A 24,410-nucleotide genomic window follows, 5' to 3' on the forward strand; every position below is an offset into this window, starting at 1 on the left:
ATGGGGCGGAAGCAGTACAATGAATTGAACGGTGGTGATAAAGAAGGTTCATGTTCTAACCAGGGGGATTTTACACAAAAATTTGGACTTGACCTGGCAAAAATCATTTTATTTCTTGAAGTTTTTCAATGCCAAGGTTATAAAAAACTCAATTAGTTATTATAAAAATATGCGTCAGTTCATGGAAGATGGTATGCCATTACTGCTAATTTCACTTCTCTGTTTCGGTCACCATTTATATGGAAACGGTAATTAAACCAACTTTCATCTTCTTTATTAACAAATCCAAGGTAGTTCTTATGTTTAGGCGTTTCCTCCTCAATCGTTCTTAATATATCAGATATAGTCTTATTTTTTACAAACAAAATTATCGCTGCCTTAGAATCTCTCCACGTCAAATAGCTTAATAGTTGACTTATCGCCTTGAGGTAAGCAGCCTTCCCTCTCCAGAATTTGCATTCCGCAATAAAGACATTACTACCTTCATATCTCAGAAGTATGTCTGTTTTTCCGTTCTTATTAAAAGTCTCCCCTGTTGCTGAACCTTCAAAATGAGGCTCAAGCAGCATTAAAAAATGATCCCTCAATTGCTCCTCGCTTTTGCCTGAGTAAACGGACGGTTTCCTTTCAAACTCTTTTCCCATTTCATGGATTAATTTAAGAATATCTCTATATGTTTGCATATCAAGTGCTGGTTCTGGAGTAAATCCCTTATCAAAAACTTGAGGCTTTACTGCAATTTTCTTTTTTACTCCTGGGGGAGGAATAACAAAAGTTTCTGGAACATTCTCAGAACGTTTGATTGGAACAACTAAACTCGAAAGTAAGTTTCGCCTTTTCAACAACTCCTGTTTTCGACTCCTGAAAATCTCTTTTACTTTTGTCCGTAATGTATTATTAAAGCTATTTACTTCTTCGTTAATATGAGCCTCCATTGTTCTTAATTTCTCTACGGTTGATTCGTAATCTCTATTAATTTCTTCAATACTATCTCTAAACTGAATTCTTCGAAAAATTAATTCTGATTTGTCTATAAACATTTCTTCCGTCCATAAAAGTCTGGTACTTGGTGTATAAGTAAGAAGTTTTAGCTCTCCTTCAACTGGTATATGGAAATAAATTACCATTTTGGGATAAGATTTACCCGCATATACAAAAAAATCGTTAGGAAATAACTCTGCTGGAATAAGCTCTTCTTTTTGCTCTGCATAAGCCTGTTCGTATTTTAGTCTAAGAGGTTCTATTTTATATTCATTAACTTTGTATTCAATGTATTCTACTTCATTAACATTCAATAAATAGTTTTCTGATTCCTCAAAAATGCTTTTTCTTAAGGCTTCTTGTATTTCTTGTAAATAAGATGATAAGTCACCGTTTTCATAAAAAACGCGGATTTTTCGTAATCCGTAAGACATTTTTCCGCCTCCTAATCTAATTCCCCAATTATCTACTAAATAGCCTTTTAAATACAACTTTACTTACCCAATTAATCACTATTTGTACCAATTTCACATCCTAATGGCCTCTATGAAAAAACAGGGTACATAAATATTGTCCACATGGCCTTTCATATTTTTCAGTATCAAAGCATAAGGTATTTGAATGGCAGCTTACTCTATTAACATATCTTGGAATATGCTCTTCTTATCTGCTTTGTTATAAACCTATTTGTTACACATTTCACTAATACCACAAAAATAAAATGTTCCTGAAACAGTCATGATTCCTCTCGTTAAAATTTTTATTTTTTAATAATGATTCTAGTAGTGTAGAAACTCAATTTTAGAATCTGCTTTTCTGTACTTTGACAAATTTATTTAGGTAAATTGTGGTAATTTGCACCTATGATAACAAAAATCCAGTGTAAAGTCTACCAAGAAAAGCTTATATTTTACCTTTATAATACGTTATTACCATTTATTGGGCCAATATGGGCACGCTTCCCCCTTGGATCTTTGGAATAGCTTTTTTAGCTCGCTCCAACATATATCTTGCAAAACGCTTAAAGTTCTGGGTCAATACCTTTAAGCCTACGTTTACTCTACATTTTACAAGTCTCCTTACTCGAAGCTTCGAAAAACCGTGACCCCTCTTCAAGGCTGAATTGGTACCTTCTATTGCAGCTCTTTTGCTCTTGTCTTCCTCACGCCTACATTCTATCTTTTCCCGCTGTTTGGCTGCTTCTATCGATTTTAGATTTATCCTTACCACGTAATCTTTTTCCTGTTCTTTACAGTAACATTGATTTTTCAATTTACACATCGCACAGGCTTCTTTTGGAAAATGGGCCACCGTCTGCCCCTTCTTAACACCGGCATGGATGGGTATTATTCCCTTTGGGCACTTCGTTATCACTTTCGTTTCTTCATCTATTTCATATTCGGTCACTGATATCCTAGAGATGGGCTTCCTACCGCTTAAGTCGGTAAAGTGAAGCTCCACCCCGTTTTCTTTTGCAATTTGCACTGCTTCTTCGGAGTAATAACCACCATCTACATAGACTTCTTGGCATTCGGTATTTTGTTTTACAATAGGTAGTCTTTCTTTTAAAAGTTCTACATCGCTTTTTATGTTTTTTTCTACCGTATAGTCTGTTATGAGCTGGAAGGGATTTTCTTTTGAACAGGTTTCGCTGAGGTTTAAAACGTATCCGCTTTCAGCTTTGTTCCCCTTCTTGCGATAGGTAGCATCCTCATCGTATGCTGACTGAAGGGAGTCGCTGGGTATGCTTTTGCTGTCCTTGGCCTTGAGCTTCTTGGTTTTTTCGTCGTATTATGCCTGTTCTGACAGGAATCTTGTGAGGATTCTATATGCATCGGATTTTTCAAGTCCGGGAATGTTTTCGATTGTTTCCTTTGCTTCCTGGCACAGATTCAAGAGCATTTCGAGCCTGCTTTCGCTTTCTGAAGGCTTGGTTTTATGTATCACTTCTGTTTTGAATTCAGGGTTAAGGACTTCTTTCAGGTTCTCTGAAAGTCTATCCTCAGGGATGGATTTTACTGCCCTGTAAAGTACATCAAAGGCAAGAGCAATTCTTCCTGCTTTTTTGATGTTTGACATGAACATGGTAAAGTCCATGCGCTGTTCTTTCATGGATATGCCTGCTTCTTTAGCAAAAATCCTGGTAAGATTTAAAAACTGCCCGAATATCAGGTCTTCTTGTTCAGGATGTTTTATGAGGTATTGGTATATCCTTGCTCTAAAGTCATACAGGGTTTTCTCTGAAAGATTCATGCCTCCTAATGTCCTTATTCCTACGGCGTAATTTATCAGGGTAATTAAAGTTGAAGTTTTCAATAAGTTCATCATCAGAGTAGTTTTTAAGGTGTTTTATGTATTCCAGGGAAAGGAGTATGTTAACCGGGAAATTAGGCCTTCTTGTATCACTGTATAAGACTGAAAAGGGTTTTTCATCGATGTTGCAGAACACGTATTTATAGAATATGGGTGCCCATGATTTTTCGAGTTCGGTCTTTATTCTTGAGTCCATAAAATTGGTGCTTCCAAATAATGTTTCTTGCAGCTATGATTGTTTTCTCTGAACAATTGTAACACCCCTATTTACTGTGGTTTTTTCTTCCTTAATTTTAGCATAAGTTTGGGAAAATTTGTATACAACCTATGTATCCAATGAATTTTATTTATTCGCTGTTTCGTATATTTATGCTTTGTGGGAAAGGAAAAGGGGTTTTTACACTAGAATCAAATTTTCTTTTTTGTACAAAACAAAAAGCACCTAGTATTATTATCATAACCAGGTGCCTTCTGTCTAAGTAGATATACCTTCAAACAGCCTGTATTTTGGGCCAACATGGGGATATACCTACTTGACATATGCTTCGGCAGCCTGGCAGGGATAGAAATCATTTTTTACCTTACTTTTTTACTCCTCTGCCTTTTAGCATATGTCAAGTTTATTTTCTTCCTCTTCTTCTAAATTTTTCCTATAGATGAGAAAATTCAATAACAAATATTACTATCACATAGTTAAACTTTGCCTATGCCAGCTTTAACTGTGTAAAAATATCATCAATATGGCGATTTATGTAAGCAAATCTTCTTATCTATAAGTATAAGTTTAAATGTCTTTCTTTAAATTGTCAAGGACATAACATGCTTTGGATTATAGATGAGCCACAGTTTCGTTCACACTACTTTAATAAAGTGAAAAAGACATTGCAAAGGGTGGGTATCCCTGGGGTATTATGGATATGGCACAACAAAAACCCACTAAGGAGGGATCCCACCCAATGACATTATACCAAAAACTTAAAGCTTCGGGTAATCCCCAGGCTATAGCTCAAATCACTATCTCTTTGCTTGAATCTCATTCCGTTAAAGAAACCGCTAAAATCTTGGGTGTTACTCCAAGATGGGTGTATAAATTAAAAGAGCGTTTCAGGCTTTCTAACGGCGATATATCGGCCTGTATCAAAAAACGAGGACCTAAATTCCGCATGCCTACCAGAACTCCAGAGCATATCGAAAATTTGGTCGTTACTCTCGCAAAAGAAACTAATCTAGGCTCTAAAAGATTGACATTGTTCATTAAAAATACCTTCAATATTCAACTTTCTCCTTTTACCATCCGAAATATCAGAAGACGTTACGGCATCCAATGCCAGAAACATAGAACAATTACAGGCTCTCGCCGTTTCGCCGCGGATTTCTCCGCTTTCGAACCTTTGCAGTTCTGGCAGATCGATTCAAAGCATATAGCCGATCAATCGGCTTTGCCTCCAGAAGCATATGCCTCTATTTTTAAAAATAAGCTGCCTCTTTATCAGTTCACTGCTGTTGATATTAAAACAAGGTTGCGCTTTATCGCGTATGCCGATTCCCTCGATTTCAAAAACGGTCTGACTTTCATGCTGCTTGTGGCAGCCTGGCTTAGAGCTTTCGGTGTAAAACATCAACTTTTCTTCCAGACAGATAACGGAGCAGAGTTTGGAGGCAATGCCACTTCTCGCAAAAGAAAACTCGTTCAAAAACTTATTTTCGATTAACAGAAGCTCTTTTGTAGTGCCTGCTCTCTCCCTTCCCCTGCCCGACCTTCCTGCCCAGCGAAACAATGATTGACTCAATGCATCCTCTGCACTTTGTCGCATCCTCATTTATACAAATCTTGCCAGGATACAGTTCATATTTGAGCTTGTACTCAAGCCTGTTGACGTTCGGCATTACAATGTTTGCACCACACATGAGCCCCTTTTGTCTTCCCAGCGGGTCTAAAGTGCCAAGTGCAGTTGTTGCCGGAATATTAGCATCTGGAATCAAAAGCCTCAAAATGGCAATGCTCTTGAGCGTCAAATCAACTGAACCTTCTTTTGCATCTTTTAGAGGCGTTTGGGGATGAGGAATAAAAGGTCCAATGCCTATCATATCTGCATCCAATTCCTTTACAAGAATTATGTCCTGTGCCAAATCATCCAACGTCTGACCTGGAAGGCCTATCAAAAAACCTGTCCCAAGTTCATACCCAAGTTTTTTGAGCCACTTAAGGCACTCTATCCTGTTTTCAAAGCTCATACCGGGATGATACTTTCTATATAGCTTTTCATTTGAAGTTTCAAACCTCATCAAAAACCTGTCCGCCCCGGCATCTTTAAACGCCTTGTACTCATCATACGACCTTTCACCAATCGAAAGTGTTATAGCAACGTCAACCACCCTTTTTATCTTCTTTATGATTGAACACAGCCTGTCTTTGGTGTAATACATGTCCTCACCAGACTGCAGCACCACAGTGCGGTACCCCATTTGATATGCTCTTTTTGCAACTTCTACTATCTCATCTTCCTGCATTCTGTACCTTTGAGCATTCTGGTTGCTGCGCCTCAGTCCACAGTAGAAACAGTCGTTTTTGCAATAGCTTGAAAATTCAATAAGTCCCCTCAAAAAAACCTCGTCGCCCACGTGCTCTTTTCTTACCCTGTCTGCTGTTTTGAAAAGAAGATCTTTATCCTCACCTTCTGCCATCAGCAAAAACTTTATCTCATCCTTTGTGAGATTGCTCTCATGATACGCTTTTTCTAAAATCTCTTTCACTTTCATTTTAAACTCTCCTGTCATAAAGCAAGTTTTGAGTATTTCTATCTACTTTGCCGGAATTGATTTTATTATACCACATTTTAAAAGGGTTTAAAAGCATTTTGCCATCCACGTCTGTGTCAAGATTCTGTAGGTAAAAAATTTTTATAACTGACCTCACCGTTAAAAATCTAGGAGTTTAAAATTAGTAGTTTATATATATTGCTAATTATGTTAAATTATTACTTCAACAATTCATAAATATCCGCTTTCTTTTTTTTGCTTTTTTAATGTAAAAATAATATACTAGTTGTTTACTCCTCAAATACCTACTGCTAATCCATTTGCTCGTATTAATTCTTTTAAAACGTATTTTATCCATGGCTTGCTCGCAAATGGACCTTCCAGTATCGGTAATGAAACTCTTAACCATTCTTCTATGTCTTCTTCCGCGTATTTTCTTTTTTCCTCCTGCTTTGTCAGCTGCATTATCTTTTTTATTTCATCTCGGACCTCACCTTCCCCTTTGTTTTGATTTTTGATTTTCCCCCAGTGAGGTCTTTTTTTCTGCACTCATACCTCATTTTCCTGCTTCGTTACCTACTGAAATTTTACACTATCTTAGACAATTTTTTGCGCCTTATATTGAAATCCTCAGCACAATTACCTGTTTACCTTCAAAACTTCGTCCTTGCCGAAGACAAAATGCCCGGACTCGTATCCCTTACCTTCCACATTTAAGATGACACCTTCTACTCCAAAGTTATAGCCGTAAGTGTTTACTATGCTGTCTATAAGTAGCGCCTCATATCCCGAGCCGGCATTCATCTCAGTGATAAGTTCTTTAGAAAAATTAAGCCTCAGAACATTTTCTCCTTTTTTTATATCCAAGAGTCGTGTGTTTTTGCTCAGTACTCTGTACTTTTCGCTTTTCAAAAGTTCAGTTATCCTCTCCACAAGAGTTTCGCCGGTTTTAAACTTCTCTACTACCCTATCTTCCAGCAATTTATCCACGTTTTCTGAAGGATAATAAATTGTCAGCTCTTTTGCAGGCAGGCAATTGTCTTTTTCAGCATCGCCAAATTTAGAAAGATTGTCTTCGACAGTCATGTTATCAGATACAAATCTTTGTTTGACAAGCCCTACACCTTTTGCAAAATATCTTTCTAATACAAAATCTCCAGACTTGCCCACAACTTTAATACATGTAAATTCTCCTGCAGGTACTTCTACCTTCTCATTTAAGCTTTCAATAGTCCAGACAATGCTACCGTCTTGCCAGCTGACTTTTTCTTTTATGGGTGATTTTAAATAATACTCTTCATAGGTAGGTTCTTCTGCAAGATAGTTTATCCTGTAATAACTTTCTTCGATAGAATTAATCACCTTCACACCTTCATTACTTACTTCAAAAACTTTTGCTACAACAGTACCTCCGTTCTCATGAGAGAACTGAACTTTATTTCCTTCAATAAATTCTATATCCACTCTTCCGCCTGCAAATTCATTGCCGATACCTTTGTATTCCCAATAAAGATTTTCCGAAACCGGAAAGTAATCGGTCACTTTTATTTCTTCCTTGGATAAACTACTTTCGGGGCTTTGATTTTTCCTAGTGCAGCCCGTAAAAACTACTGACAAAACCAACACCATCGCGATAGCAAGAAAAATCTTTTTCAATTTCGAAACCTTCTTTCTTAATTATTTTTCATAGCTCCTTACAAAATCCGTGTAATTTTTATAGCTAGAATAATTGCAAAATTATAAATGTATTGCATCTTAGCCAAACTTTTCTAAAAACTGCGCCGTGTCAAAATTAATGGTTTTTCAATTTTAACATCAAGAAGATCTTTATCCCTTGTACCTATGCTTTTCTACTATAATTTTCATTATTTCATCCATTTGTGTATTGGGAAACAATATAGCAGAAATTAAAACATTTGTATCAACCATTATTCGCATGTTGCTCTTCACACATTTCTTTCCTGATCTTTTTAACTAAATCAACTATATCCTGTTCACTTTTTAAACCAGCTTTTTCTGCTTCCCCTTTAAATTCATTTTGTATTTGACGAAGTGCAAACACTGCTGAATTTTCTATAATAATTTTCCCATTCTCTTCAATAAAAACTACTTTATCTCCTTCTTTAAGGTTCAATTTTTTACGTATTTCTTTAGGAATTGTAATTTGGCCTCTTGTTGTCACTTTTGCCAATTCCATACTATCCCTCTTTTACGCATTGAAAATAAGATTTTTCTCACTTTCATTGTACTTCAAACTTAATAAATTATCAACTACTTTTTAACTTTCTGTGCGTGTCAAGATGTCGTAGATAAAAATTTTTTGTAGCTGACTTCACCGCTAATAACTTTTAAAACGTATTTTATCCATGGCTTGCTCGCAAATGGACCTTCCAGTATCGGTAATGAAACTCTTAACCCTTCTCCTACGTCTTCTCCTTAGGATAAAAAGAACTCAAACCAGAAAACTATCACATTTAGAGTATTAAAAAGAAATTATGAGAAAAGTAAATAATAGGGTTGTTTCAGAAAAATAACCTTCTTTACTACTGCCCAATTATTTTTTAATAACCTAGCATCAAGGAGGGCAAAAGTCAGGCGTAGCGTATCCCTAACACCAAGGGACAGCGACAGTACAATGAATTGAACAGAGTGATAAAGAAGGTTCATTGAATGTCTAACCAGAGGAATTTTACACAAAAATTTGGAGTTGACGAAAACTTTCGGTCTGGATAGTGCCGCTTTTTTCTATTATAATAAATTCTGTAGCCTTTTTCTAACTTTTAGAGTGGGGAGGAATGTGATGTTCTTTTTCGGTATTTTCGGAATTCAGGATAGGGAGAAACACGTAAGAGATTTCGACGCAACGATATGTCCGTCCTGCGGCAGACTTTCACGGGCCGAACTAATAGAAGTGTTCACATACTTCCACTTTTTCTTCATTCCCATTTTTCAATGGAACAGGAGGTACTTTGTGAAGTTCCGGTGCTGTCCAGCAATTTTTTCGGTAGATAAAGAATACGCCGAAGAACTAAAAAGAGGGGCCGACCTGGATGCCGCACGGCTTCACAAGGTATTCGGCCACGGAAACTACTGTCCGGAATGCGGAAGTTACGTCGACCCCTCCTTCAATTTTTGCCCTTATTGCGGAAGAAGAATAAGTTAGCAGCTCAGACTGTCTACGAGGTTTTTTCATCGTATAGTACCCCAGCGCCTCTTCCGCTAGTGATTTTTTGGCAGTGAGGTCTTTTTTCGACACTTAAGTGCCTTTTCCCTTCTTAAACACCTACTTAAATTTTACACTGCCCTTGAACAAAAAAAGAGGCTACCTCTTTTTTAAAAAACTAACAAAGTAGCCCCTTTTACTTTATAATTACAAATTTGCCATCGGCAATATCAATAGTAATACTATCGCCCTCTTTGATGTTCTCTTTTAATATCTCCTTTGCAATCAAAGTTTCTACATTCTTTTGTAAAAATCTCTTGATTGGTCTCGCTCCAAAGTTCACATCGAATGCATTCTTTATTACATATTCTTTTGCTTTTTGTGTAAGCGTAATTGTAATTCCCTTTTCGATAAGCTTTTCTTGAATTTCCGCCACTCTCAAGTCAATAATCTTCATTATCTGTTCCTTTGTCAATGGTTTGAAAATTATTATTTCATCTAATCTGTTCAAAAATTCAGGTCTAAAATGCATCTTCAGTTCCCCGTCTATCAGCTGTTTTGTCTTTTTGTCTATTTCCCCATTAGAAATATTTGCATTTAATAAATACTCACTACCTAAGTTTGATGTCATTATAATTATAGTATTCTTAAAATCAATCGTTTTTCCTTTAGAATCTGTGAGCCTTCCATCATCCATTATTTGAAGGAGAATATTAAAAACATCATGATGTGCCTTTTCTATTTCATCAAATAAAACAACAGAATATGGTTTTGTCCTGACAGCTTCAGTAAGCTGTCCACCCTCCTCATATCCAACATACCCAGGCGGTGCACCAATTAATTTAGATACAGAATGTTTCTCCATATATTCTGTCATATCAATTCTTATCATATTGTTTTCTGAATCAAATAAAGCCTCAGCCAATACTTTTGCAAGCTCTGTTTTACCAACACCTGTTGGCCCTAAAAACAAGAACGAACCTATTGGCCTTCGTAGATCTTTCATCCCCGCTCGTGCTCTCATAATAGCATTACAAACAGCTTCAATTGCCTCGTCTTGTCCAACAACCCTTCTGTGAAGTATCTTGTCAAGCTCTAAAATCTTCTGCCTTTCTGTCTCAATAAGCTTTGTAACAGGAATACCTGTCCATTTAGATACAATTTTTGCTATCTCTTCTTCTGTAACCTTTTCTTTTAAAAGTCTTTTATCTGGCGGAATTTTTTCAAACTCCTGTCTTTTTTGCTCAAGTTTCTTTTGAAGCCCAAATAACTTTCCATATTTTAGTTCTGAAAGTTTATTGAGATCATAATTTCTTTCAGCCTCTTCTATTTGTATCTTAACCTCTTCAATTTCTTCCTTGATTCTTCGAATTTCTTTTATTAGTTCTTTTTCATACTTCCACTGGGCTGAAAGCTGATTTGCTTTGTCATTTAATTCTGCAATCTCCCTATCAATCTCTTCAATCTTTTGCTTTGCATCTTCGTTCTCTTCCTTTTGCAATATATTTTTCTCTATTTTGAACTGCATAATTTTTTTTGTAATCTCATCTAAGGCAACTGGCATTGAATCTATCTCGGTTCTCAAAAGTGCAGCTGCCTCATCAATGAGGTCAATAGCCTTGTCAGGTAGAAATCTATCGGGTATATATCTATCAGAAAGTTTTGCTGCAGCAATTAGTGCATTGTCTGTGATTCTAACTCCATGGTGAATTTCAAACCTTTCCTTTAAACCCCTCAATATGGAAATTGTATCCTCAACTGATGGTGGATTTACTAAAACTGGCTGAAATCTTCGCTCTAAAGCTGCATCCTTTTCAATGTATTTTCTGTATTCATCTATTGTTGTTGCACCAATACAGTGCAACTCTCCACGTGCCAGCATTGGTTTTAAGAGGTTCCCGGCATCCATTGCACCTTCTGCTCTTCCAGCCCCAACTATTGTGTGAATTTCATCAATAAATAGAATAATTTTTCCTTCCGATGCTGTTATCTCATTTAAAACCGCTTTTAGCCTTTCCTCGAATTCTCCTCTGTATTTAGCTCCTGCAATGAGCGCCCCTAAGTCAAGCGCGAAAATAGTTTTGTCTTTTAGCCCTTCTGGAACATCACCTTTCACAATCCTTTGGGCAAGTCCTTCCACAATAGCAGTCTTACCTACACCAGGCTCACCAATCAAAACAGGATTGTTCTTGGTCCTTCTTAACAGAATCTGAACCACTCTTCTTATCTCATCATCTCTACCAATCACAGGGTCAAGCTTTCCTCTTCTTGCAAGCTCTGTTAAATCTCTTCCGTATTTTTTGAGAACCTCATATATCTCTTCTGGATTTTGAGTTGTTATTCTTTGATTTCCTCTGATTTTATAAAGTTGTTGTAGGAATTTTTCACGAGTGACCCCATATCTTCTCAATATGGCCTTTATCGACGGATGATCATAATCAATTATAACAAGGTAGACATGCTCAACACTTATATACTCATCTTTAAATTTTTTTGCTTCATCCTCAGCTTTTAATAAGATCTCATTCACAATTCTATTTACATAGACCGCCGCTGCACCTAGCCCATACACCATTGGAATTTTCTTGAGCTGATCTTCTAAATCTTTTTTATATAGCTCAAGATTAATACCCATATTCCTTAATATCTTTGCAATAAGCTTATTATCTTCATTGACAAGTGCATAATGCAGATGCTCAATACCTATTTCTTGGTGTTTATATAAAATTGCAGTATTTTGAGCATCTAATAATGCATTCTGAAGATTTTGTGTAAACTTCTCCATATTCATTGTTTTTTCACCCCCCCTAAACCATTTTTGTCCGTGTCAAGAGTTAGGAGGTGATTCATTCAGCTGATATTTTGCACAGTTTGCTCCGGTGACATAGCAGACTAAACTAACGCTCGACCTCGGACTCACACGGGGTTTCGGGCCCATTCGGCATCCTTGCCTCCGGCCATGCCTTCGTCTGTCGGTCTTGCTAAGTTTAGTAACTGTTCTGCCAAGTCGCTTCTCCTGTGCAAAACGTCAACTCCTTACCTACTTAAACTTTACACGGACAAATTAGATTTTCATCTGCTTTTATGTCTATTGTTTTATCATTAACCATTAACTTCTTTAAACATTTTCAGAAAACAAAAACAGAGCTCCTTTCGGTATTTCGTTTTCTTTTTTTGCAATATAAGTGGTTACTTTTATTTTGTCTGAAGAAAATCAATATAATTGTGTAAAAAGGGATTGAGCCATCCCCCACCCTGTAGTTAGAATAAAAGTGGAAACAAAACCAAAAACCATTCTTTCGGGATGAGAAATGGCTCAATACAATATTACCATAGATTCTGAAATTTTGCATTACCTTTGTGTAAAAGGAGCTAAAAATGAAAAGCCAGCTAAATTCTTAGAGAAGGACCGTGGTGTCAAGGACGGGCGAAAGCCCGGCGTAGCGTATCCTTGACACCAGGGGGCGGAGGCAGTACAATGAATTGAACGGTGGTAATAAAAGAACATTCATATTCTATCCAGAGGAATTTTACACAAAAATTTGGACCTGACCAAGGAATTAAAATACTCTCTTACCTCCAACATAGGTTTCCAAGATTTTTATTCCTTTCAGTCCATTTTCCTCGACTTCAAAGGGATCTCTATCAACGACTATGAAGTCCGCCAGCTTTCTTTCTTCGAGAGTTCCCAGATTGACCTCTTCGAACATTATGTAGGCAGAACCAAACGTGTAGGCATAGAGAGCTTCTTCTAATGTTAAGCACTCCTCTTTACTGTCTTCATAATAGGGCACATTTTCGTATTTTCCTCTAGTTACCGCTGCATAAACTGTCTCCCATGGGTTAAGGACCTCAACAGGGCAATCGGTTCCAAAGCCAATGCTTACATCATTCTCAAGCATACTCTTAAATGGATAAATCCACTTAACCCTTTCATCTCCAACCCTGCTCTTTGCCCACCAGTCAGTTATTACAAAGCGTGGCTGTACTGAAGCTACCACTCCAAGTCTTGCTATTCTCTTGATTTGGTCCTTTCTCAAAATCGACGCATGCTCTATCCTGTGCCTTCCATTCTTAATATCTCCAAGATTCTCGTAAGCGTCGAGGATCATATCTATTGTTTTATCCCCGATTCCGTGAATCGCCAATTGCAGTCCAGCTTCATGTGCTTCTTTAATAAGCTCTTTTAATGTTTTCTTATCAATGTTTGGATAACCGCTTGTAGATGGTTCATCACTATACGGTTTGGAAAGCCAGGCAGTTCTAGCCCCTAAGCTCCCATCGGCAAGAATTTTAATCCCATTAATCTTGAGCTTCTCATCTCCAAACCCTCTCTTAGTTCCAAGCTTTTTGAGTGACTCTAAAATATCTTTGTTCCCGTACATTCCCTTATTGCTCACTTCTCTTCTGCCCGGCTCTAGATAAACTATAACTCTTATTAAGAAGTTCACTTTTTCTTTTAGTCTGCTAAGTCCTTGTATCGATTTCTCATCACAACTTACAAAGCCTACTGTAGTTACCCCCTGGGAGGCAGCAAAGCTCATTGCATTTTTAAAGAACTTTTCATAATCTTCTAAAGTCAAGGTTTCCTTGAATTTCTCTCTCGCAAGTTCAAATGCCTCTTCTTTAACTATCCCAGTAGGTTCTCCATCCTCGTTCTTTATTACTCCAGGAGAGTCAATTTCTAAAAGTCCAGTGAGTTTCATTGCCTTAGTGTTAAGAACACCTGCATGTAAGCAAACTCTTGAAAGCATAACAGGCCTATCTTTTACAACTTCGTCTAAATCCCATCTTGTTGGCCAGCTCTTTTCCTCAAATAGTTCTTGATCCCAACCATGCCCGATAACCCAAGTAGTTTGCGCTTTTTCGGCATAATCCCCGATTTTCTTCTTCAGCTCCTTTATGCTTCTAACCCCTCTTAAGTCAACCATATTCAGGTACATTCCTAGTTCGTCAAGATGCATGTGGGAGTCTATAAAGCCTGGTAGAACGGTTTTGCCTTCCAAATCAACTACTTCCCCATTTAGAAATTTTACAATCTCCTTTGCTTTTTCATTTTCTCCTGCATAGACCACTCGTTCATTTACCACTACTAACGCATTTACGATCTTCTTTGGATTAAAACGTGTATAAATCTTTCCATTTACAAACCCTACAACATCCATACTTCATCCCTCCATTGTTGGGTATAGAATTGAAATATTGAAAAAGGTATTGAAAGGGTTCATCCTTATGTCCCTGCTTTTCGCTCGGTATCTTCTTTTGAGAAATGCTGCTCTTCAAATTCTTTCAATGAGCTTTTCTGACCTTTTCATGCCTACCCTGTTATTAGTGGCTTTCTTTAGCTTCCCTGCTATTTCTTCTTTGCTCAGTTTAAGGATTATGCTGGGAAATGGACAGTTCCTCAATACCCATAAGGCTATTTTCCCCACAAATTCTTGAATACTTCTTCAAATTCAGGAAAGTATTCGTCTAATATTGCAATAATTTTATTCTTTACACTGTTTAAGTTTCTTTATTAACTGCTTCCTTGCAACTGAAAGGTTTCTTAAATCTGCATATGTGTTTTGAGGTAAAAGACAGTTTAGAAATTTCCCTTTCTTTTATTAGTCTTGCAATTATTAACGCGTCCTTTCTATCGTTTTTTGATGGGCTGTTGCCTTCTTCTTCTTTCCCTAAGGAAAAACATTTGCAGGAATAAAATTTTTAAAATGCCTATTGTGATATAACTATGTGATTCATCAATATCAGTGTCAAATAGCAGATTAAAATGACCCATTTTCAACGGTTTTTAAATTGACCCACCCTGCGTTTTACCTGTTTCTCGTGCAATTGCCTAGATCCTTTTGCCTTTTACAAAGTTCAATTTCCCAGCCTGTATTGTTTATTTCTACATATTTCTTCAAATTCCTTCTTTTAAGAAAGATAAAAAATAAAAAGTACCTATCTGGTACTATGAATATCTTTTTAAGTCCAATTGCTTTTATTTTTCCTCTTTTTCTTTATCATCTTCCTGAGATGAATTTGATTCTCCCTTCATCAAGCTTTCTTTTGCAAAATTGATAAGTTCCTCTTCATCTTTCCCATTATCAGGATATGTACTTATGGCATAACGCCAGCTGCCACACAGTTCGCCCTAAATCTTTTTCACTACAACTTCCGCGCCTTTTCTTCCCGTCACAGGAAGAACAAGCACCAGAGTATTTTCGTTAATTTCAAATACCGCACTATATCGCGAAGTTTACTTCTTATCTTCTCTGCTATTTTTGAAATTTGACCTGCAATTTTTCCTTCGCAATGTGCCAGAACCAGCGAGAGATTGACATTACCTCTTCTGGCACGGTTTACTTCTTTTTTCAGCAGGTCTTTAAGTTCGGGATAGCGATCTTCTTTTTTGACACTCCCTACTAATTTTACTACCCGCTTCACAAGTTCTTCTGCTTTAAAGGGTTTAACAAGATAATCCACTGCACCGGCTTCCACTGCCCGTCTAATTGAGGGTACGGTAGCATCTATGCTCAAAATTATCACAGGAATGTGTCTGTACTTTTCCTCTGATTTCAAGTTCCGAATAAATTCAAAGCCATTCTGATCTGGTAGATTGATGTCTGCAATTGTTAGTACTGAGTCTACACAACCAGTTAACCAACTTGGGTTCTATTTCAAATTCCTCTGCAAAGACTTTGCCTTCTATAAAAAGCGTCACATATCTAAAGTGTACCAGAAGACGTAGATTGCTGTCGTGAATTGCTTTCGTTGTTATTAAATGCCGGCACTGTAGGAGAAATAAGTTTTGATTTTGACACAAAGTATTTATTAATACAAGCAGCTGCCACCTGAAGGATAGGTTAAGAACTGGCCTATATGGTAACCTGCATATCAAGACTTAATTTTAAAAAGCTTGGTGGAGCAATTTAAAATCGTTGAAAATGGGTCAATTTAAATCCGCTATTGACACGCGTTAATTTAAGTCTTTTTAATGTTTTTTTAACGTTATTGCATTACTAACTGCATTACTACATTACCATGAAATCAGCACGCTATTTGCAAAGTCTCTTTCTTATCTAAAACTCGCAGCAAAATAGTAAAACTCCCAATCAATATCAAAAAAATTTCCAACATAATAAAAACAGGGCTAAACTACAGGTTTATTTATTATCTACTAACGTTGAAAGACTATTTTATATTTTATCATGTTACTTTTTATTCTTTTATTTTTTATGTTTGTCGATTTTTAGCTAATTCTTTTTCCCACCACCGTTGTAGTACCTCTTCATCCAGAAGGATACGGCTTCCTAGGCGTACATGAGGTATCTTTTTTTGTCTCACAAGAACATAAATCATTTCTTGTGATATTGTGCCACCAAAAAATTCTTGTGCTGCCTGTTTTACAGTGAGGATCTTGGACATTTCTTCTACCCTTTTGCAAAATTATTTTTCAAAAGCGTTTAATCATTCTGGTTTTAAATAAAAAAGAAGCTTTTTTAAATCGTTTATTTCTTTTTTATCTTTTGCTCTATCTTTTGTTTTCCCATAAGCCACTTTTCTAAAGCTTTTTTAGGAATGAGTATTTTACCCTTTTTTCCTTTACCCTGGGTCCGATTATGGGGAAGTACTCCACGGTAAACCATACAATAAATAACATCCCTTGATACCCCTAATGCTTCTGCAGCTTCTTTTATAGGATTCATCGCATTCTTCTTTCCGTTCTAGTTTTTATCGATAAAAAAGAGGCGGTTGCTCCACCTCTTGTATGTGTTAATTCTTAATTTATTGTTATTTTCTAACAATTCTCAAAAATTCCTCCGGGGTAACAATCTCAACTGTCTTGTCAGTAAATTCTATCTTGTTTCTAGTTACAATATAATCAACTTTTCTTCGTTTCCCACTTTGAAACATAACAGCATCTTCAAAATCTGTGTTCTTCATCTTTAAAGCTTTTATAATATCTGTTTTAGTAGTACTTATTATTTCTACAAGTTTAAGATATTCTGACAACATAAGCACTCTTTCTTCTTGACTTTTGTATCTTCTCATAATATAGTAAATATCTGTAACTGACGAAGCAGTTATACAAGCTTTTATTTTATCGTCTTTAACCATTTCTAATATTCTACTAGCTGGTTCAAAAAATGGTTCTCTTCTGAGTAAAAAATCGAGAGAAATGTTTGTATCAAGTAGCACTATCATATTTGTTCAGTCTCTCCTCTCTTGCTGCTTTCAAATCAATTTCTTCGGTAACTGGTTTACTCTTTTTTATCATTTCTAAAAGCCTATCATAAGCAATTTCTTTCTCATTTTTTGATACAGCTGTGAGCTTTGCTACAGGCTTTCCGTTTTTTAAAATTAAAATGTCCTCCTTTTCTGAGAGTTTTAGAAACTTTCCTACATTGTTTTTAAATTCTGTGGAACTAACCTGTATCATCTTTGAACACCCCCGTGTATTGCCTATAATTATTATATCATATTTTAGCTGTTTTGTGCTACAATAATTTTAGCTATAATAATTTACTTCATTCCGTATATAAAAACGGTTTTCATTCTTTAAAAACCTCTAAATCAATGTTGAAAATTTTATAACTGCAGTAAATTTAAGTACTATTTATTAATTCTATAATTTCTTTTATTTGCCCATTTTTTCTTGACTTTGTCAGTTCGAAACCCAAAAAGCTTGGGAATACAGGTATTGACAAAAAATGGGCGTGAAATTTGTCACTACATTATTTTCATATGCTAATTAATGCCACTTTATCAATGTCAAACTTTATCTTGGAATTTTGGGAGCTATACTGTTTGAGAAATCTATCTATTTCAAGCTCTTCCCAAAGTTTTCTATACACAATATATCCCCAGTTTTTAATAATCCCTTCTGAAACATCTTCTGGAAAAAGCTTGATGGAACCTGTTTCTTCACTGGAGCTTAAAAATATTTTTTGCAATTTATCTACAAGATTAATGAAAGAGGGGTCATTTTTGAATACTTTTTCTCTCCCTTATCTTTTGTTCTTCCATATGAAGATAAAAAACTACGGAATCCTTTTTATTACACGGGATTCCGTAGACTTTGTCTACAGTCTGAGGCAGTAATAATCAGTCATTACTACCTAACACAATTTTAGTTTAATTTAAACTTTAAATTTATCTACCACATTTGCTAAGCGTATAGCCATTGAATGTAAGTTCTGTGCTATTGCAGCCACTTCTTCTGATGATGCTGAAAGTTCTTCTGATGAAGCGGCCACTTCTTCTGATGCCGCAGAGTTCTCTTGTGTTACGGCACTTACTGATTCTACTTTAGATAATATTTCATCTTTAGATTTTACTATTTCATCCATTCCTTTATAAGTCCTATTCATAAGCGGTGCTATGTTTTCAACCGACTCTAAAATTTTGCCAAATGCCTCAATAGTGTTTTCTACTACATTTGTTTGAGATTTTATAAAGTTATCTACTTCATTTGATGTCTTTATTACTTCTTCCGTATCTACTTGGATTGAAGATATAAGTTCAATTATTTCGTTGGTTGATTTTTTAGATTCTTCCGCAAGCTTTCTAACTTCTTCAGCAACCACTGCAAATCCTCTTTCAGCTTCTCCAGCCCTGGCTGCTTCGATAGTCGTATTTAATGCTAGAAGGTTTGTTTGTTCTGATATTGATGTTATTACATTGGTTATGTTGCTAATTTCCTTAATTGATTTTGTAAGATTATTAATCTTTGATATAACTATATCGACTCAACAAGCTTGTCCATCTCTTTTTTACCATTGTTAGCCCTATTTGCTGTATTGTCTGTTTTATTTTTAACGTTTTGAAGTTCTTTATAAACATTTTCTACATTTCGAGTTAAACCATGTATTAAACCTACTATATCCTGAAGATCACTTGCCTGAGTAGATGTCCCTTCTGCAACTTGTTGCATAGTCTCTGCAAGTTCTTGCGAAGATGATACTAATTCTTCTGATACTGCTGATAAGTTTTCTGAATTTGCTCTTAAAGTTTCTACATTTTTTAACTGTTCTTATTGCTTCTTTTATATTTTCAATTACGGTTTTTAATGATCCATTCATTTCAGTAAACTCGTTTTTACCCTCATCATCAGTTTCAGCTGTAAAATCATATTTTGATAATTTCTCAGCAAGAATGTTGACTTGCTTCATATAATTTCTCAGTAATCTTGTTATTGCAAGTGCCGTTATTACGGATATTGCTGTAAGTAAAATAGAGACTACTAAAAAAATTACTTTTGATTTAGAATATGCTAAATTTGCTTTATCTACAACATTTGCTGCAGTTTCAGCATTTAATTTGACTAAAGCTTCTATATTATTTTGTGTATTTGATGTAAGTTCAACAAGCTTTGCTATTTCTTGAGCATTAATAGTTGTATTAGATTTAAGTTTTTCTAAAAGCATCTGAGCATTTTCAATATATGCATTATAAATAGTAACTCAACATACCTATATTATTTTGCACTTTACAACTTCCTGCTATTGAAAAGTCCAGTGTAAATGTCCATTTCAATTTCCTGATTGTAAGATGGAAAACTACTTTCTTCCTTCACATAAATTCTGGTACCGTTTATCTTCATCAATACTTTAGAACCTCTGCGAGTGATTCCAGCTGAAAGACCATCAATTAATCTGAAAAATCTGTACATTGGCAATAGAACCTCAGGGAAGTCGGACGGCAGTTCGTTTTCAAGATGATTATGATACTTTATCAAATAATACACCTTATCGTCTATATTATATAACGCCTTGCTTAAATCAGCGCTTCGAAATGCATGAAAATAACCCTTTTCAAACACTTCTTTCGGATTTACTATATCTCCTATCTTCAAGTCCGGCTGTACTTTCCCAATATCATGCAGAACAGCTGCCTGTACAAGTGCATTCTTATCCATCCCAGGCAATTCCATCAGACCTTGTCTAAAAGCATCTGCAATTAATTTAAGCATGTTTACCACGTGCCTGAAGCCACCATTTCTGATTATACCGGTTATCTTCACCATGCCTGTACTTTCGTCGTACTCATCCATATACTCTGGAATGGATTTTAATCGTGTCTCTATGCGCTGGTCCGGAAGCATAATTGAAAATGCCATTTCTACTTCATTTTGACTACTTCTCAGTTTTTGCATCATATTGTATTCCGCTGTTATATCGGTAAATGTAACTAAAAAGTCATTTGTCTCACCTAAAATATTCGTACTCATCCTATAATAGGTTCCTGCCTTGGTTGTTAATATTTTTCCTCGATTATCGTTAATCATTTTCCTTATTTCTTCAACTTCTATTGGATTTTCTGATATTATTTCCATCGCAAGCTTATTCGCCCGTATGATTTCACCAACCTCCGAAACCAGCGCTACTCCAAAGGGAAAGAGGTCTATCATCATCCCTATTAAGCGTTCCAGCCCTTCCCTTTTTTCCTTTTCATCACTACGCAACTTTGCAAGTTCCTCAATTAAATTTTCAAGAGAAAGTCTAGCTATTACTTCTCCATTTGTGCTGGTAAATAACCGACAGTCTTTGTGTGTAATTACACTTTTGACAAGATCCTCTATATTCAGGGTCGCTTCCACTCTATCTTCGTCTTTTATCAAGATAGCAACATCCTTAGCCTTAAACTTTGAAGCTTCATCTCCCATGAGAAACCATTTTAGTACTACGTTATAGTCAATGTACCCCTTTGCGCCGTCTTCTTTTTCTACGATAACCACGCCTTCTTTACTTTCAAGCATTACTCTTGCAACTTCTCTTAAATCGGCATCCTGTGAAACTACAGGTAAATTAATATATCGGCCTATAGTTATATTTTCCATCAAATTACACCCCTCTAATCTTTTTGTTTGTTCAGATGGCTATAGAAAACAAGCCTGTTCTTGCCTTTTGTTTTAGCCGCATACAGCGCTGCATCTGCAAATTTTACGATCTCCTCCATACTTAAAGGACGATCATCCGGATATACTGCCGCACCTATGCTGGCAGTAGCTTTAATCTTGGCTTCTGTAAAAATCCCTTCCTCTATTTTTTTTCTTACCCTTTCAAGAGCTTTTTTGGCACCCTCAATTTCTGTTTCTGGCAGTAATATGAGAAATTCCTCGCCTCCATACCTCATAACCACATCCTTATCCCTGAGGCAAGCTTTTATAACAGTGCTCACTTCTTTCAACAACTCGTCGCCGATCAGATGTCCGTATTTATCATTAACATGTTTAAAATCGTCCAAATCAAGCATGGCTACTGTAAGAGGTGTTTTGGTCATATTTGTATTCAGCCAAACTTTCGAGAGAATTCTATCAATAGCCAATCTATTGTAGAGCCCTGTCAATGGATCTCTTTCTACACTCTCTTTCAGAGAAAGGAGTAAAGCGTCTGTTGCTATAAGTATTTGGGCCAGAAATTCTGTGGCTCTTTCAATGTAAATCCACTGTACCATATCGTTATCCTGCTTTATATTAAGAACGTCTTTCAGAACTTGATTATGAATATCTAAAATATTTGCGGCTTGAGCTGAAGAATCGTCCAATAATTTTATAAGGTGCTGGTATGCCTCAAACAGTATCTCATCCTGTCCGCCTTTTAAAATGTATTCTGAAAGGTAATTTTTATATTCCATCATAAAACCTTTGAGATTTGTCATTACCCCATTTCCCCCCTTGCTACTAGTACGGTAGCATCATCTTCTTTTATGCTGAATTCCTTTATTATTTTTAAAGCAACGTCTCTAGGACTTAATGTTCTTATCCAATCCATATCAGGCGATGGAATAAACTGATTCTTTATTCCATCGGTACAGACCACTAATGTAGAATGAAGCAATGATATCGGTTCTTTAAATATTTTTAGGCTGATCGGCATCCTACCAATAACACCGCTCACTCCCATTGTTCTCCTTACAGTCCCAGCATCGACAATCCAAGCCTTTATATTGCCCACGTTTATATATTCTATCATAGATTCAGAAACCAGAGCAACAAAAGCAACGCAGCCCCGCGTACCCCTTACAAGCCTTTCAAGATCCGCATATATCTTATCTATATTTCCTTCGGTTGAATTCTTTACGTAAAGTTCGATAACTTTTGCAACTTCGTACGCCTTTCTTCCGTGGCCCAAGACATCCGCTACAAATAACATATATTTTTCGCCCATCTTCTTCCACACACATACATCTCCGCTCTCTTCCTCAAGATAATGCGGTTTTGATGCCGTCCCGACTTGCAAAACAAAATTCTTCCCCTTTTGGTTAGATGCCTTAAGAGTAGCTTTCACTCTTGTTCCCCCGCCAGGTTTTCGCTCGATTTCAAACTCATTGCTACTTTTTTTTACCACTTCAAGTCCTATTCCAAGTCCTCCGGCCGGCCTTTTTTCGCCGTTATCCACGTCAGCTTTTCCTATGTCTTCAGCCACGAGACATAAACCATCTTCCTTTAACTTTACCTCTATAAAACCTTTTTTACCGTATTTCAAAATATTAGTGGCCAGTTCTCTGGCCACGAGCAAAGCGGAAGGAATATCTATATTGAATTTTTCCATAAATTTCTTGAGACGGTATTCGAGAATAAAAAGATCAGCTTCAACAGCAATATCAACCTCCAGCTTTTCTGTCAAAACACGCGCCTCCTTTTTTCAACAATAACAACCGTTCCCTTTCCAACTTCAGATTCAATATGAAAGCTGTCCATAAGTCTTCTAATTCCTGCAAGACCCAACCCCAGGCTTCTTTCCGAAGTCGTATATCCTCCGCTTATGGCTAGTTCCACATTTTCTATCCCAGGTCCCCTGTCGCACGCCAAAATCTCTATGGCGGGCGCTTTTTCTGAACCTCCTTCTTTTTTCCTGATGTAAATATATCCTTCTTTTGCGTATCTGTATATATTTCTTGCCAGTTCCGACACGGCCGTAGCTATTTTGGTAACATCCGCCAGAGAAAAATCCATTTTCTGTGCAAAATTTTTCGCCATCTGCCTTGATACCGCAATATCGCTTTCATCTTTTATCTTCAATACTATATCGTAATCCTGGGGATTCACTTCTATCACCTAGTATCACCCCTTTAAAAGCAAAAAAGCATCAAAAAAGTATCTCTTATTCCAATTTATCAAGAATATTTATAGCATCCTCAAGGCTCTGGGCAGTGATTATGTCTTTCAGTTTGATGCCCATCTGGGATAGTGTAAGCGCTACCTGAGGTTGAATTCCGCATATAACGACATAGCATCCCATAGCCTTAGCCATGCCAGCCGTTTCCGAAAGAACAAAAGATATATAGCTATCGATTACATCGACCATACTAACATCGATTATTATCCCCCGAACTTCCTTCTCATGTATCTCATGGAGTATCTGCATCTGCAGTCTCTCAACTGTATTGTCATCAAGTTCAATTTGTATTGGAACAAGTAGATAATCATAAAGCTTAATGGTTGGCACTACTTTATTCTTCATAGTCGCTCCCTCTTTTTTGTCCATATCTTCCTCCTCTGTTATCAGATGTTATCTCAATTGCATGTTTAAGAGCGCTTTCCAAGTCTCTTTTTATAATTACCATATTGAAATCGACACCCAGCTTTACAAGAGTATGAGCTATCTCCGGCTTTATACCTGTCAGAATTACGTCACTGCCAAGCAATTTTACTGCGTTAAACATTTCTATTAAAAATCCCCCGACAATCGTATCGATCATTGGCACTCCTGTCACATCCACAATAACCACCTTTGCCCTAGTACTTGCTGTTCTTTCAAGAAGTTTTTCAGCCATGCTCTGTGCTCGGTGGCTATCAAGTGTACCAATAAGAGGTACCAGGAGTACATCACGCCATATCCTTATTATAGGGGTTGCGAGTTCGGCAAGTACGTGTCCCAGCTCTCTTATGCGCATCTCCTTATCATTTTTTATCTCGTCCAATACTTCGATTACGACCTTTAACATTTCTGGAAGGGGGAACCCTTCAATTCTGGCATTCAAAAGCTCCATCCCTCTTACCAGAGCACTTACATCAATAAAATTCAGCAAATTTTTGAGAGGTTCTTTTATCCTTCCTTTCATATCCTCACTGCCAAAGGCATCTGCGAGACTAATCAAAAAATCCTCCCATTCTTTTTTAGTATTATCTGATTCTGCTATTTCTTCTACAAGCGTTTTTAAATTATAAATAATAGTCTCTTTCACCGTACCCACTCCTCGTAAT

26 protein-coding genes and 2 pseudogenes are annotated in these 24,410 nt (G+C 36.6%); 2 read left to right on the forward strand and 26 right to left on the reverse strand.

The window, feature by feature from the left end; genetic code table 11:
• Nucleotides 1-179: 179 nt before the first annotated feature.
• The 4 genes from EV203_RS10425 to EV203_RS13940 all read right to left on the reverse strand — a co-directional run bounded on the left by EV203_RS10425 (nt 180) and on the right by EV203_RS13940 (nt 3,490).
• Nucleotides 180-1,415, reverse strand: coding sequence for a hypothetical protein (locus EV203_RS10425; protein ID WP_132040485.1), 1,236 nt, complete (start codon nt 1,413-1,415; stop codon nt 180-182).
• A 502-nt stretch (nt 1,416-1,917) separates the two neighbouring features.
• The gene (locus EV203_RS13930) at nt 1,918-2,466 is read right to left on the reverse strand and encodes a transposase (RefSeq protein ID WP_243700670.1); all 549 of its coding nucleotides are present in this window, start codon (nt 2,464-2,466) and stop codon (nt 1,918-1,920) included.
• A gap of 306 nt (nt 2,467-2,772) precedes the next feature.
• Nucleotides 2,773-3,234 (reverse strand): hypothetical protein, encoded by a 462-nt coding sequence (locus tag EV203_RS13935; protein ID WP_243700671.1) that lies wholly within the window; start codon nt 3,232-3,234, stop codon nt 2,773-2,775.
• The gene (locus EV203_RS13940; protein WP_243700672.1) at nt 3,206-3,490 is read right to left on the reverse strand and encodes a transposase; all 285 of its coding nucleotides are present in this window, start codon (nt 3,488-3,490) and stop codon (nt 3,206-3,208) included. The genes EV203_RS13935 and EV203_RS13940 overlap by 29 nt, the downstream gene beginning before the upstream one ends.
• 715 nt (nt 3,491-4,205) lie before the next feature.
• On the opposite strand from EV203_RS13940, the gene EV203_RS10435 reads away from it, so the two are divergent.
• The gene (locus EV203_RS10435; protein ID WP_207910888.1) at nt 4,206-5,006 is read left to right on the forward strand and encodes a hypothetical protein; all 801 of its coding nucleotides are present in this window, start codon (nt 4,206-4,208) and stop codon (nt 5,004-5,006) included.
• Here EV203_RS10435 and hydE read toward each other — a convergent pair.
• From hydE to EV203_RS10455, 4 genes are all read right to left on the reverse strand, one after another.
• A complete protein-coding gene (gene hydE / locus EV203_RS10440) occupies nt 4,993-6,054 on the reverse strand; it encodes a [FeFe] hydrogenase H-cluster radical SAM maturase HydE (protein WP_132040487.1) in 1,062 nt (353 codons plus the stop codon). The genes EV203_RS10435 and hydE overlap by 14 nt on opposite strands.
• A 297-nt stretch (nt 6,055-6,351) precedes the next feature.
• Nucleotides 6,352-6,603, reverse strand: coding sequence for a hypothetical protein (locus tag EV203_RS10445; RefSeq protein ID WP_243700673.1), 252 nt, complete (start codon nt 6,601-6,603; stop codon nt 6,352-6,354).
• 90 nt (nt 6,604-6,693) lie between these two features.
• On the reverse strand, nt 6,694-7,710 hold the full coding sequence (locus tag EV203_RS10450) for a GerMN domain-containing protein (RefSeq protein ID WP_243700674.1): 1,017 nt from the start codon (nt 7,708-7,710) through the stop codon (nt 6,694-6,696).
• A 265-nt stretch (nt 7,711-7,975) separates the two neighbouring features.
• Entirely contained in the window at nt 7,976-8,251 is a 276-nt protein-coding gene (locus tag EV203_RS10455; protein WP_132040489.1) for an AbrB/MazE/SpoVT family DNA-binding domain-containing protein, read from the reverse strand.
• A gap of 603 nt (nt 8,252-8,854) precedes the next feature.
• Between EV203_RS10455 and EV203_RS10460 the strand changes: the two genes are divergently transcribed.
• A complete protein-coding gene (locus EV203_RS10460) occupies nt 8,855-9,217 on the forward strand; it encodes a zinc ribbon domain-containing protein (protein ID WP_132040491.1) in 363 nt (120 codons plus the stop codon).
• Between the two features lie 196 nt (nt 9,218-9,413).
• On the opposite strand, the gene clpB is transcribed toward EV203_RS10460, so the two are convergent.
• The 18 genes and pseudogenes from clpB to EV203_RS10540 form a co-directional block, all read right to left on the reverse strand.
• Entirely contained in the window at nt 9,414-12,008 is a 2,595-nt protein-coding gene (gene clpB / locus EV203_RS10465) for an ATP-dependent chaperone ClpB (protein ID WP_132040493.1), read from the reverse strand.
• A 769-nt stretch (nt 12,009-12,777) separates the two neighbouring features.
• Nucleotides 12,778-14,382 (reverse strand): amidohydrolase, encoded by a 1,605-nt coding sequence (locus EV203_RS10470; protein ID WP_132040495.1) that lies wholly within the window; start codon nt 14,380-14,382, stop codon nt 12,778-12,780.
• A gap of 123 nt (nt 14,383-14,505) precedes the next feature.
• Nucleotides 14,506-14,890: pseudogene (locus tag EV203_RS10475) on the reverse strand (IS110 family transposase); the annotation flags it as partial.
• A 504-nt stretch (nt 14,891-15,394) separates the two neighbouring features.
• Nucleotides 15,395-15,781, reverse strand: coding sequence for a response regulator (locus tag EV203_RS13945; RefSeq protein WP_243700675.1), 387 nt, complete (start codon nt 15,779-15,781; stop codon nt 15,395-15,397).
• A 654-nt stretch (nt 15,782-16,435) separates the two neighbouring features.
• Nucleotides 16,436-16,627, reverse strand: a complete 192-nt coding sequence (locus EV203_RS10485) for a helix-turn-helix domain-containing protein (protein WP_011025423.1) — start codon at nt 16,625-16,627, stop codon at nt 16,436-16,438.
• Nucleotides 16,628-16,710: 83 nt separating this feature from the next.
• Nucleotides 16,711-16,908, reverse strand: coding sequence for a helix-turn-helix domain-containing protein (locus EV203_RS10490; protein ID WP_132040497.1), 198 nt, complete (start codon nt 16,906-16,908; stop codon nt 16,711-16,713).
• An 85-nt stretch (nt 16,909-16,993) separates the two neighbouring features.
• On the reverse strand, nt 16,994-17,407 hold the full coding sequence (locus EV203_RS10495) for a type II toxin-antitoxin system VapC family toxin (RefSeq protein ID WP_132040499.1): 414 nt from the start codon (nt 17,405-17,407) through the stop codon (nt 16,994-16,996).
• Nucleotides 17,391-17,642, reverse strand: a complete 252-nt coding sequence (locus EV203_RS10500) for a type II toxin-antitoxin system Phd/YefM family antitoxin (RefSeq protein ID WP_022588985.1) — start codon at nt 17,640-17,642, stop codon at nt 17,391-17,393. The genes EV203_RS10495 and EV203_RS10500 overlap by 17 nt, the downstream gene beginning before the upstream one ends.
• Nucleotides 17,643-17,952: 310 nt before the next feature.
• Nucleotides 17,953-18,210, reverse strand: a pseudogene (locus EV203_RS10505) (IS1634 family transposase); the annotation flags it as partial.
• A gap of 132 nt (nt 18,211-18,342) precedes the next feature.
• Nucleotides 18,343-18,945, reverse strand: coding sequence for a methyl-accepting chemotaxis protein (locus EV203_RS13560; protein ID WP_207910892.1), 603 nt, complete (start codon nt 18,943-18,945; stop codon nt 18,343-18,345).
• Entirely contained in the window at nt 18,942-19,136 is a 195-nt protein-coding gene (locus EV203_RS13565) for a hypothetical protein (RefSeq protein WP_207910889.1), read from the reverse strand. Before EV203_RS13565 ends, EV203_RS13560 begins: the two co-directional genes overlap by 4 nt.
• Nucleotides 19,096-19,629, reverse strand: a complete 534-nt coding sequence (locus EV203_RS13570) for a methyl-accepting chemotaxis protein (RefSeq protein ID WP_207910890.1) — start codon at nt 19,627-19,629, stop codon at nt 19,096-19,098. Before EV203_RS13570 ends, EV203_RS13565 begins: the two co-directional genes overlap by 41 nt.
• Nucleotides 19,630-19,691: 62 nt before the next feature.
• Complete coding sequence (locus tag EV203_RS10515) at nt 19,692-21,041, reverse strand: HD domain-containing protein (RefSeq protein WP_132040501.1); 1,350 nt, start codon at nt 21,039-21,041, stop codon at nt 19,692-19,694.
• 14 nt (nt 21,042-21,055) lie between these two features.
• On the reverse strand, nt 21,056-21,862 hold the full coding sequence (locus EV203_RS10520) for a GGDEF domain-containing protein (protein ID WP_132040503.1): 807 nt from the start codon (nt 21,860-21,862) through the stop codon (nt 21,056-21,058).
• The gene (locus tag EV203_RS10525; protein WP_132040504.1) at nt 21,862-22,830 is read right to left on the reverse strand and encodes an ATP-binding protein; all 969 of its coding nucleotides are present in this window, start codon (nt 22,828-22,830) and stop codon (nt 21,862-21,864) included. Before EV203_RS10525 ends, EV203_RS10520 begins: the two co-directional genes overlap by 1 nt.
• A complete protein-coding gene (locus EV203_RS10530) occupies nt 22,827-23,261 on the reverse strand; it encodes an anti-sigma regulatory factor (protein WP_011025412.1) in 435 nt (144 codons plus the stop codon). The genes EV203_RS10525 and EV203_RS10530 overlap by 4 nt, the downstream gene beginning before the upstream one ends.
• 46 nt (nt 23,262-23,307) lie before the next feature.
• A complete protein-coding gene (locus EV203_RS10535) occupies nt 23,308-23,667 on the reverse strand; it encodes an STAS domain-containing protein (protein WP_035175192.1) in 360 nt (119 codons plus the stop codon).
• Nucleotides 23,657-24,391, reverse strand: a complete 735-nt coding sequence (locus EV203_RS10540) for an STAS domain-containing protein (RefSeq protein WP_011025410.1) — start codon at nt 24,389-24,391, stop codon at nt 23,657-23,659. Before EV203_RS10540 ends, EV203_RS10535 begins: the two co-directional genes overlap by 11 nt.
• Between the last annotated feature and the right edge of the window lie 19 nt (nt 24,392-24,410).

It is taken from the genome of Caldanaerobacter subterraneus (assembly GCF_004345675.1).
GTDB classification, from domain to species: domain Bacteria; phylum Bacillota; class Thermoanaerobacteria; order Thermoanaerobacterales; family Thermoanaerobacteraceae; genus Thermoanaerobacter; species Thermoanaerobacter subterraneus.

What these genes read in the sequence shown, in the direction of transcription:
- EV203_RS10425 (WP_132040485.1), bottom strand. Translation starts at nt 1,415, where the DNA reads ATGTCTTACGGATTACGAAAAATCCGCGTTTTTTATGAAAACGGTGAC.
- EV203_RS13935 (WP_243700671.1), bottom strand. Translation starts at nt 3,234, where the DNA reads ATGAATCTTTCAGAGAAAACCCTGTATGACTTTAGAGCAAGGATATAC.
- EV203_RS13940 (WP_243700672.1), bottom strand. Translation starts at nt 3,490, where the DNA reads ATGGACTCAAGAATAAAGACCGAACTCGAAAAATCATGGGCACCCATA.
- EV203_RS10435 (WP_207910888.1), top strand. Translation starts at nt 4,206, where the DNA reads ATGGATATGGCACAACAAAAACCCACTAAGGAGGGATCCCACCCAATG.
- hydE (WP_132040487.1), bottom strand. Translation starts at nt 6,054, where the DNA reads ATGAAAGTGAAAGAGATTTTAGAAAAAGCGTATCATGAGAGCAATCTC.
- EV203_RS10455 (WP_132040489.1), bottom strand. Translation starts at nt 8,251, where the DNA reads ATGGAATTGGCAAAAGTGACAACAAGAGGCCAAATTACAATTCCTAAA.
- EV203_RS10460 (WP_132040491.1), top strand. Translation starts at nt 8,855, where the DNA reads ATGTTCTTTTTCGGTATTTTCGGAATTCAGGATAGGGAGAAACACGTA.
- clpB (WP_132040493.1), bottom strand. Translation starts at nt 12,008, where the DNA reads ATGAATATGGAGAAGTTTACACAAAATCTTCAGAATGCATTATTAGAT.
- EV203_RS10470 (WP_132040495.1), bottom strand. Translation starts at nt 14,382, where the DNA reads ATGGATGTTGTAGGGTTTGTAAATGGAAAGATTTATACACGTTTTAAT.
- EV203_RS10485 (WP_011025423.1), bottom strand. Translation starts at nt 16,627, where the DNA reads ATGTCCAAGATCCTCACTGTAAAACAGGCAGCACAAGAATTTTTTGGT.
- EV203_RS10490 (WP_132040497.1), bottom strand. Translation starts at nt 16,908, where the DNA reads ATGAATCCTATAAAAGAAGCTGCAGAAGCATTAGGGGTATCAAGGGAT.
- EV203_RS10495 (WP_132040499.1), bottom strand. Translation starts at nt 17,407, where the DNA reads ATGATAGTGCTACTTGATACAAACATTTCTCTCGATTTTTTACTCAGA.
- EV203_RS10500 (WP_022588985.1), bottom strand. Translation starts at nt 17,642, where the DNA reads ATGATACAGGTTAGTTCCACAGAATTTAAAAACAATGTAGGAAAGTTT.
- EV203_RS13565 (WP_207910889.1), bottom strand. Translation starts at nt 19,136, where the DNA reads ATGCAACAAGTTGCAGAAGGGACATCTACTCAGGCAAGTGATCTTCAG.
- EV203_RS13570 (WP_207910890.1), bottom strand. Translation starts at nt 19,629, where the DNA reads ATGCTTTTAGAAAAACTTAAATCTAATACAACTATTAATGCTCAAGAA.
- EV203_RS10515 (WP_132040501.1), bottom strand. Translation starts at nt 21,041, where the DNA reads ATGGAAAATATAACTATAGGCCGATATATTAATTTACCTGTAGTTTCA.
- EV203_RS10520 (WP_132040503.1), bottom strand. Translation starts at nt 21,862, where the DNA reads ATGACAAATCTCAAAGGTTTTATGATGGAATATAAAAATTACCTTTCA.
- EV203_RS10535 (WP_035175192.1), bottom strand. Translation starts at nt 23,667, where the DNA reads ATGAAGAATAAAGTAGTGCCAACCATTAAGCTTTATGATTATCTACTT.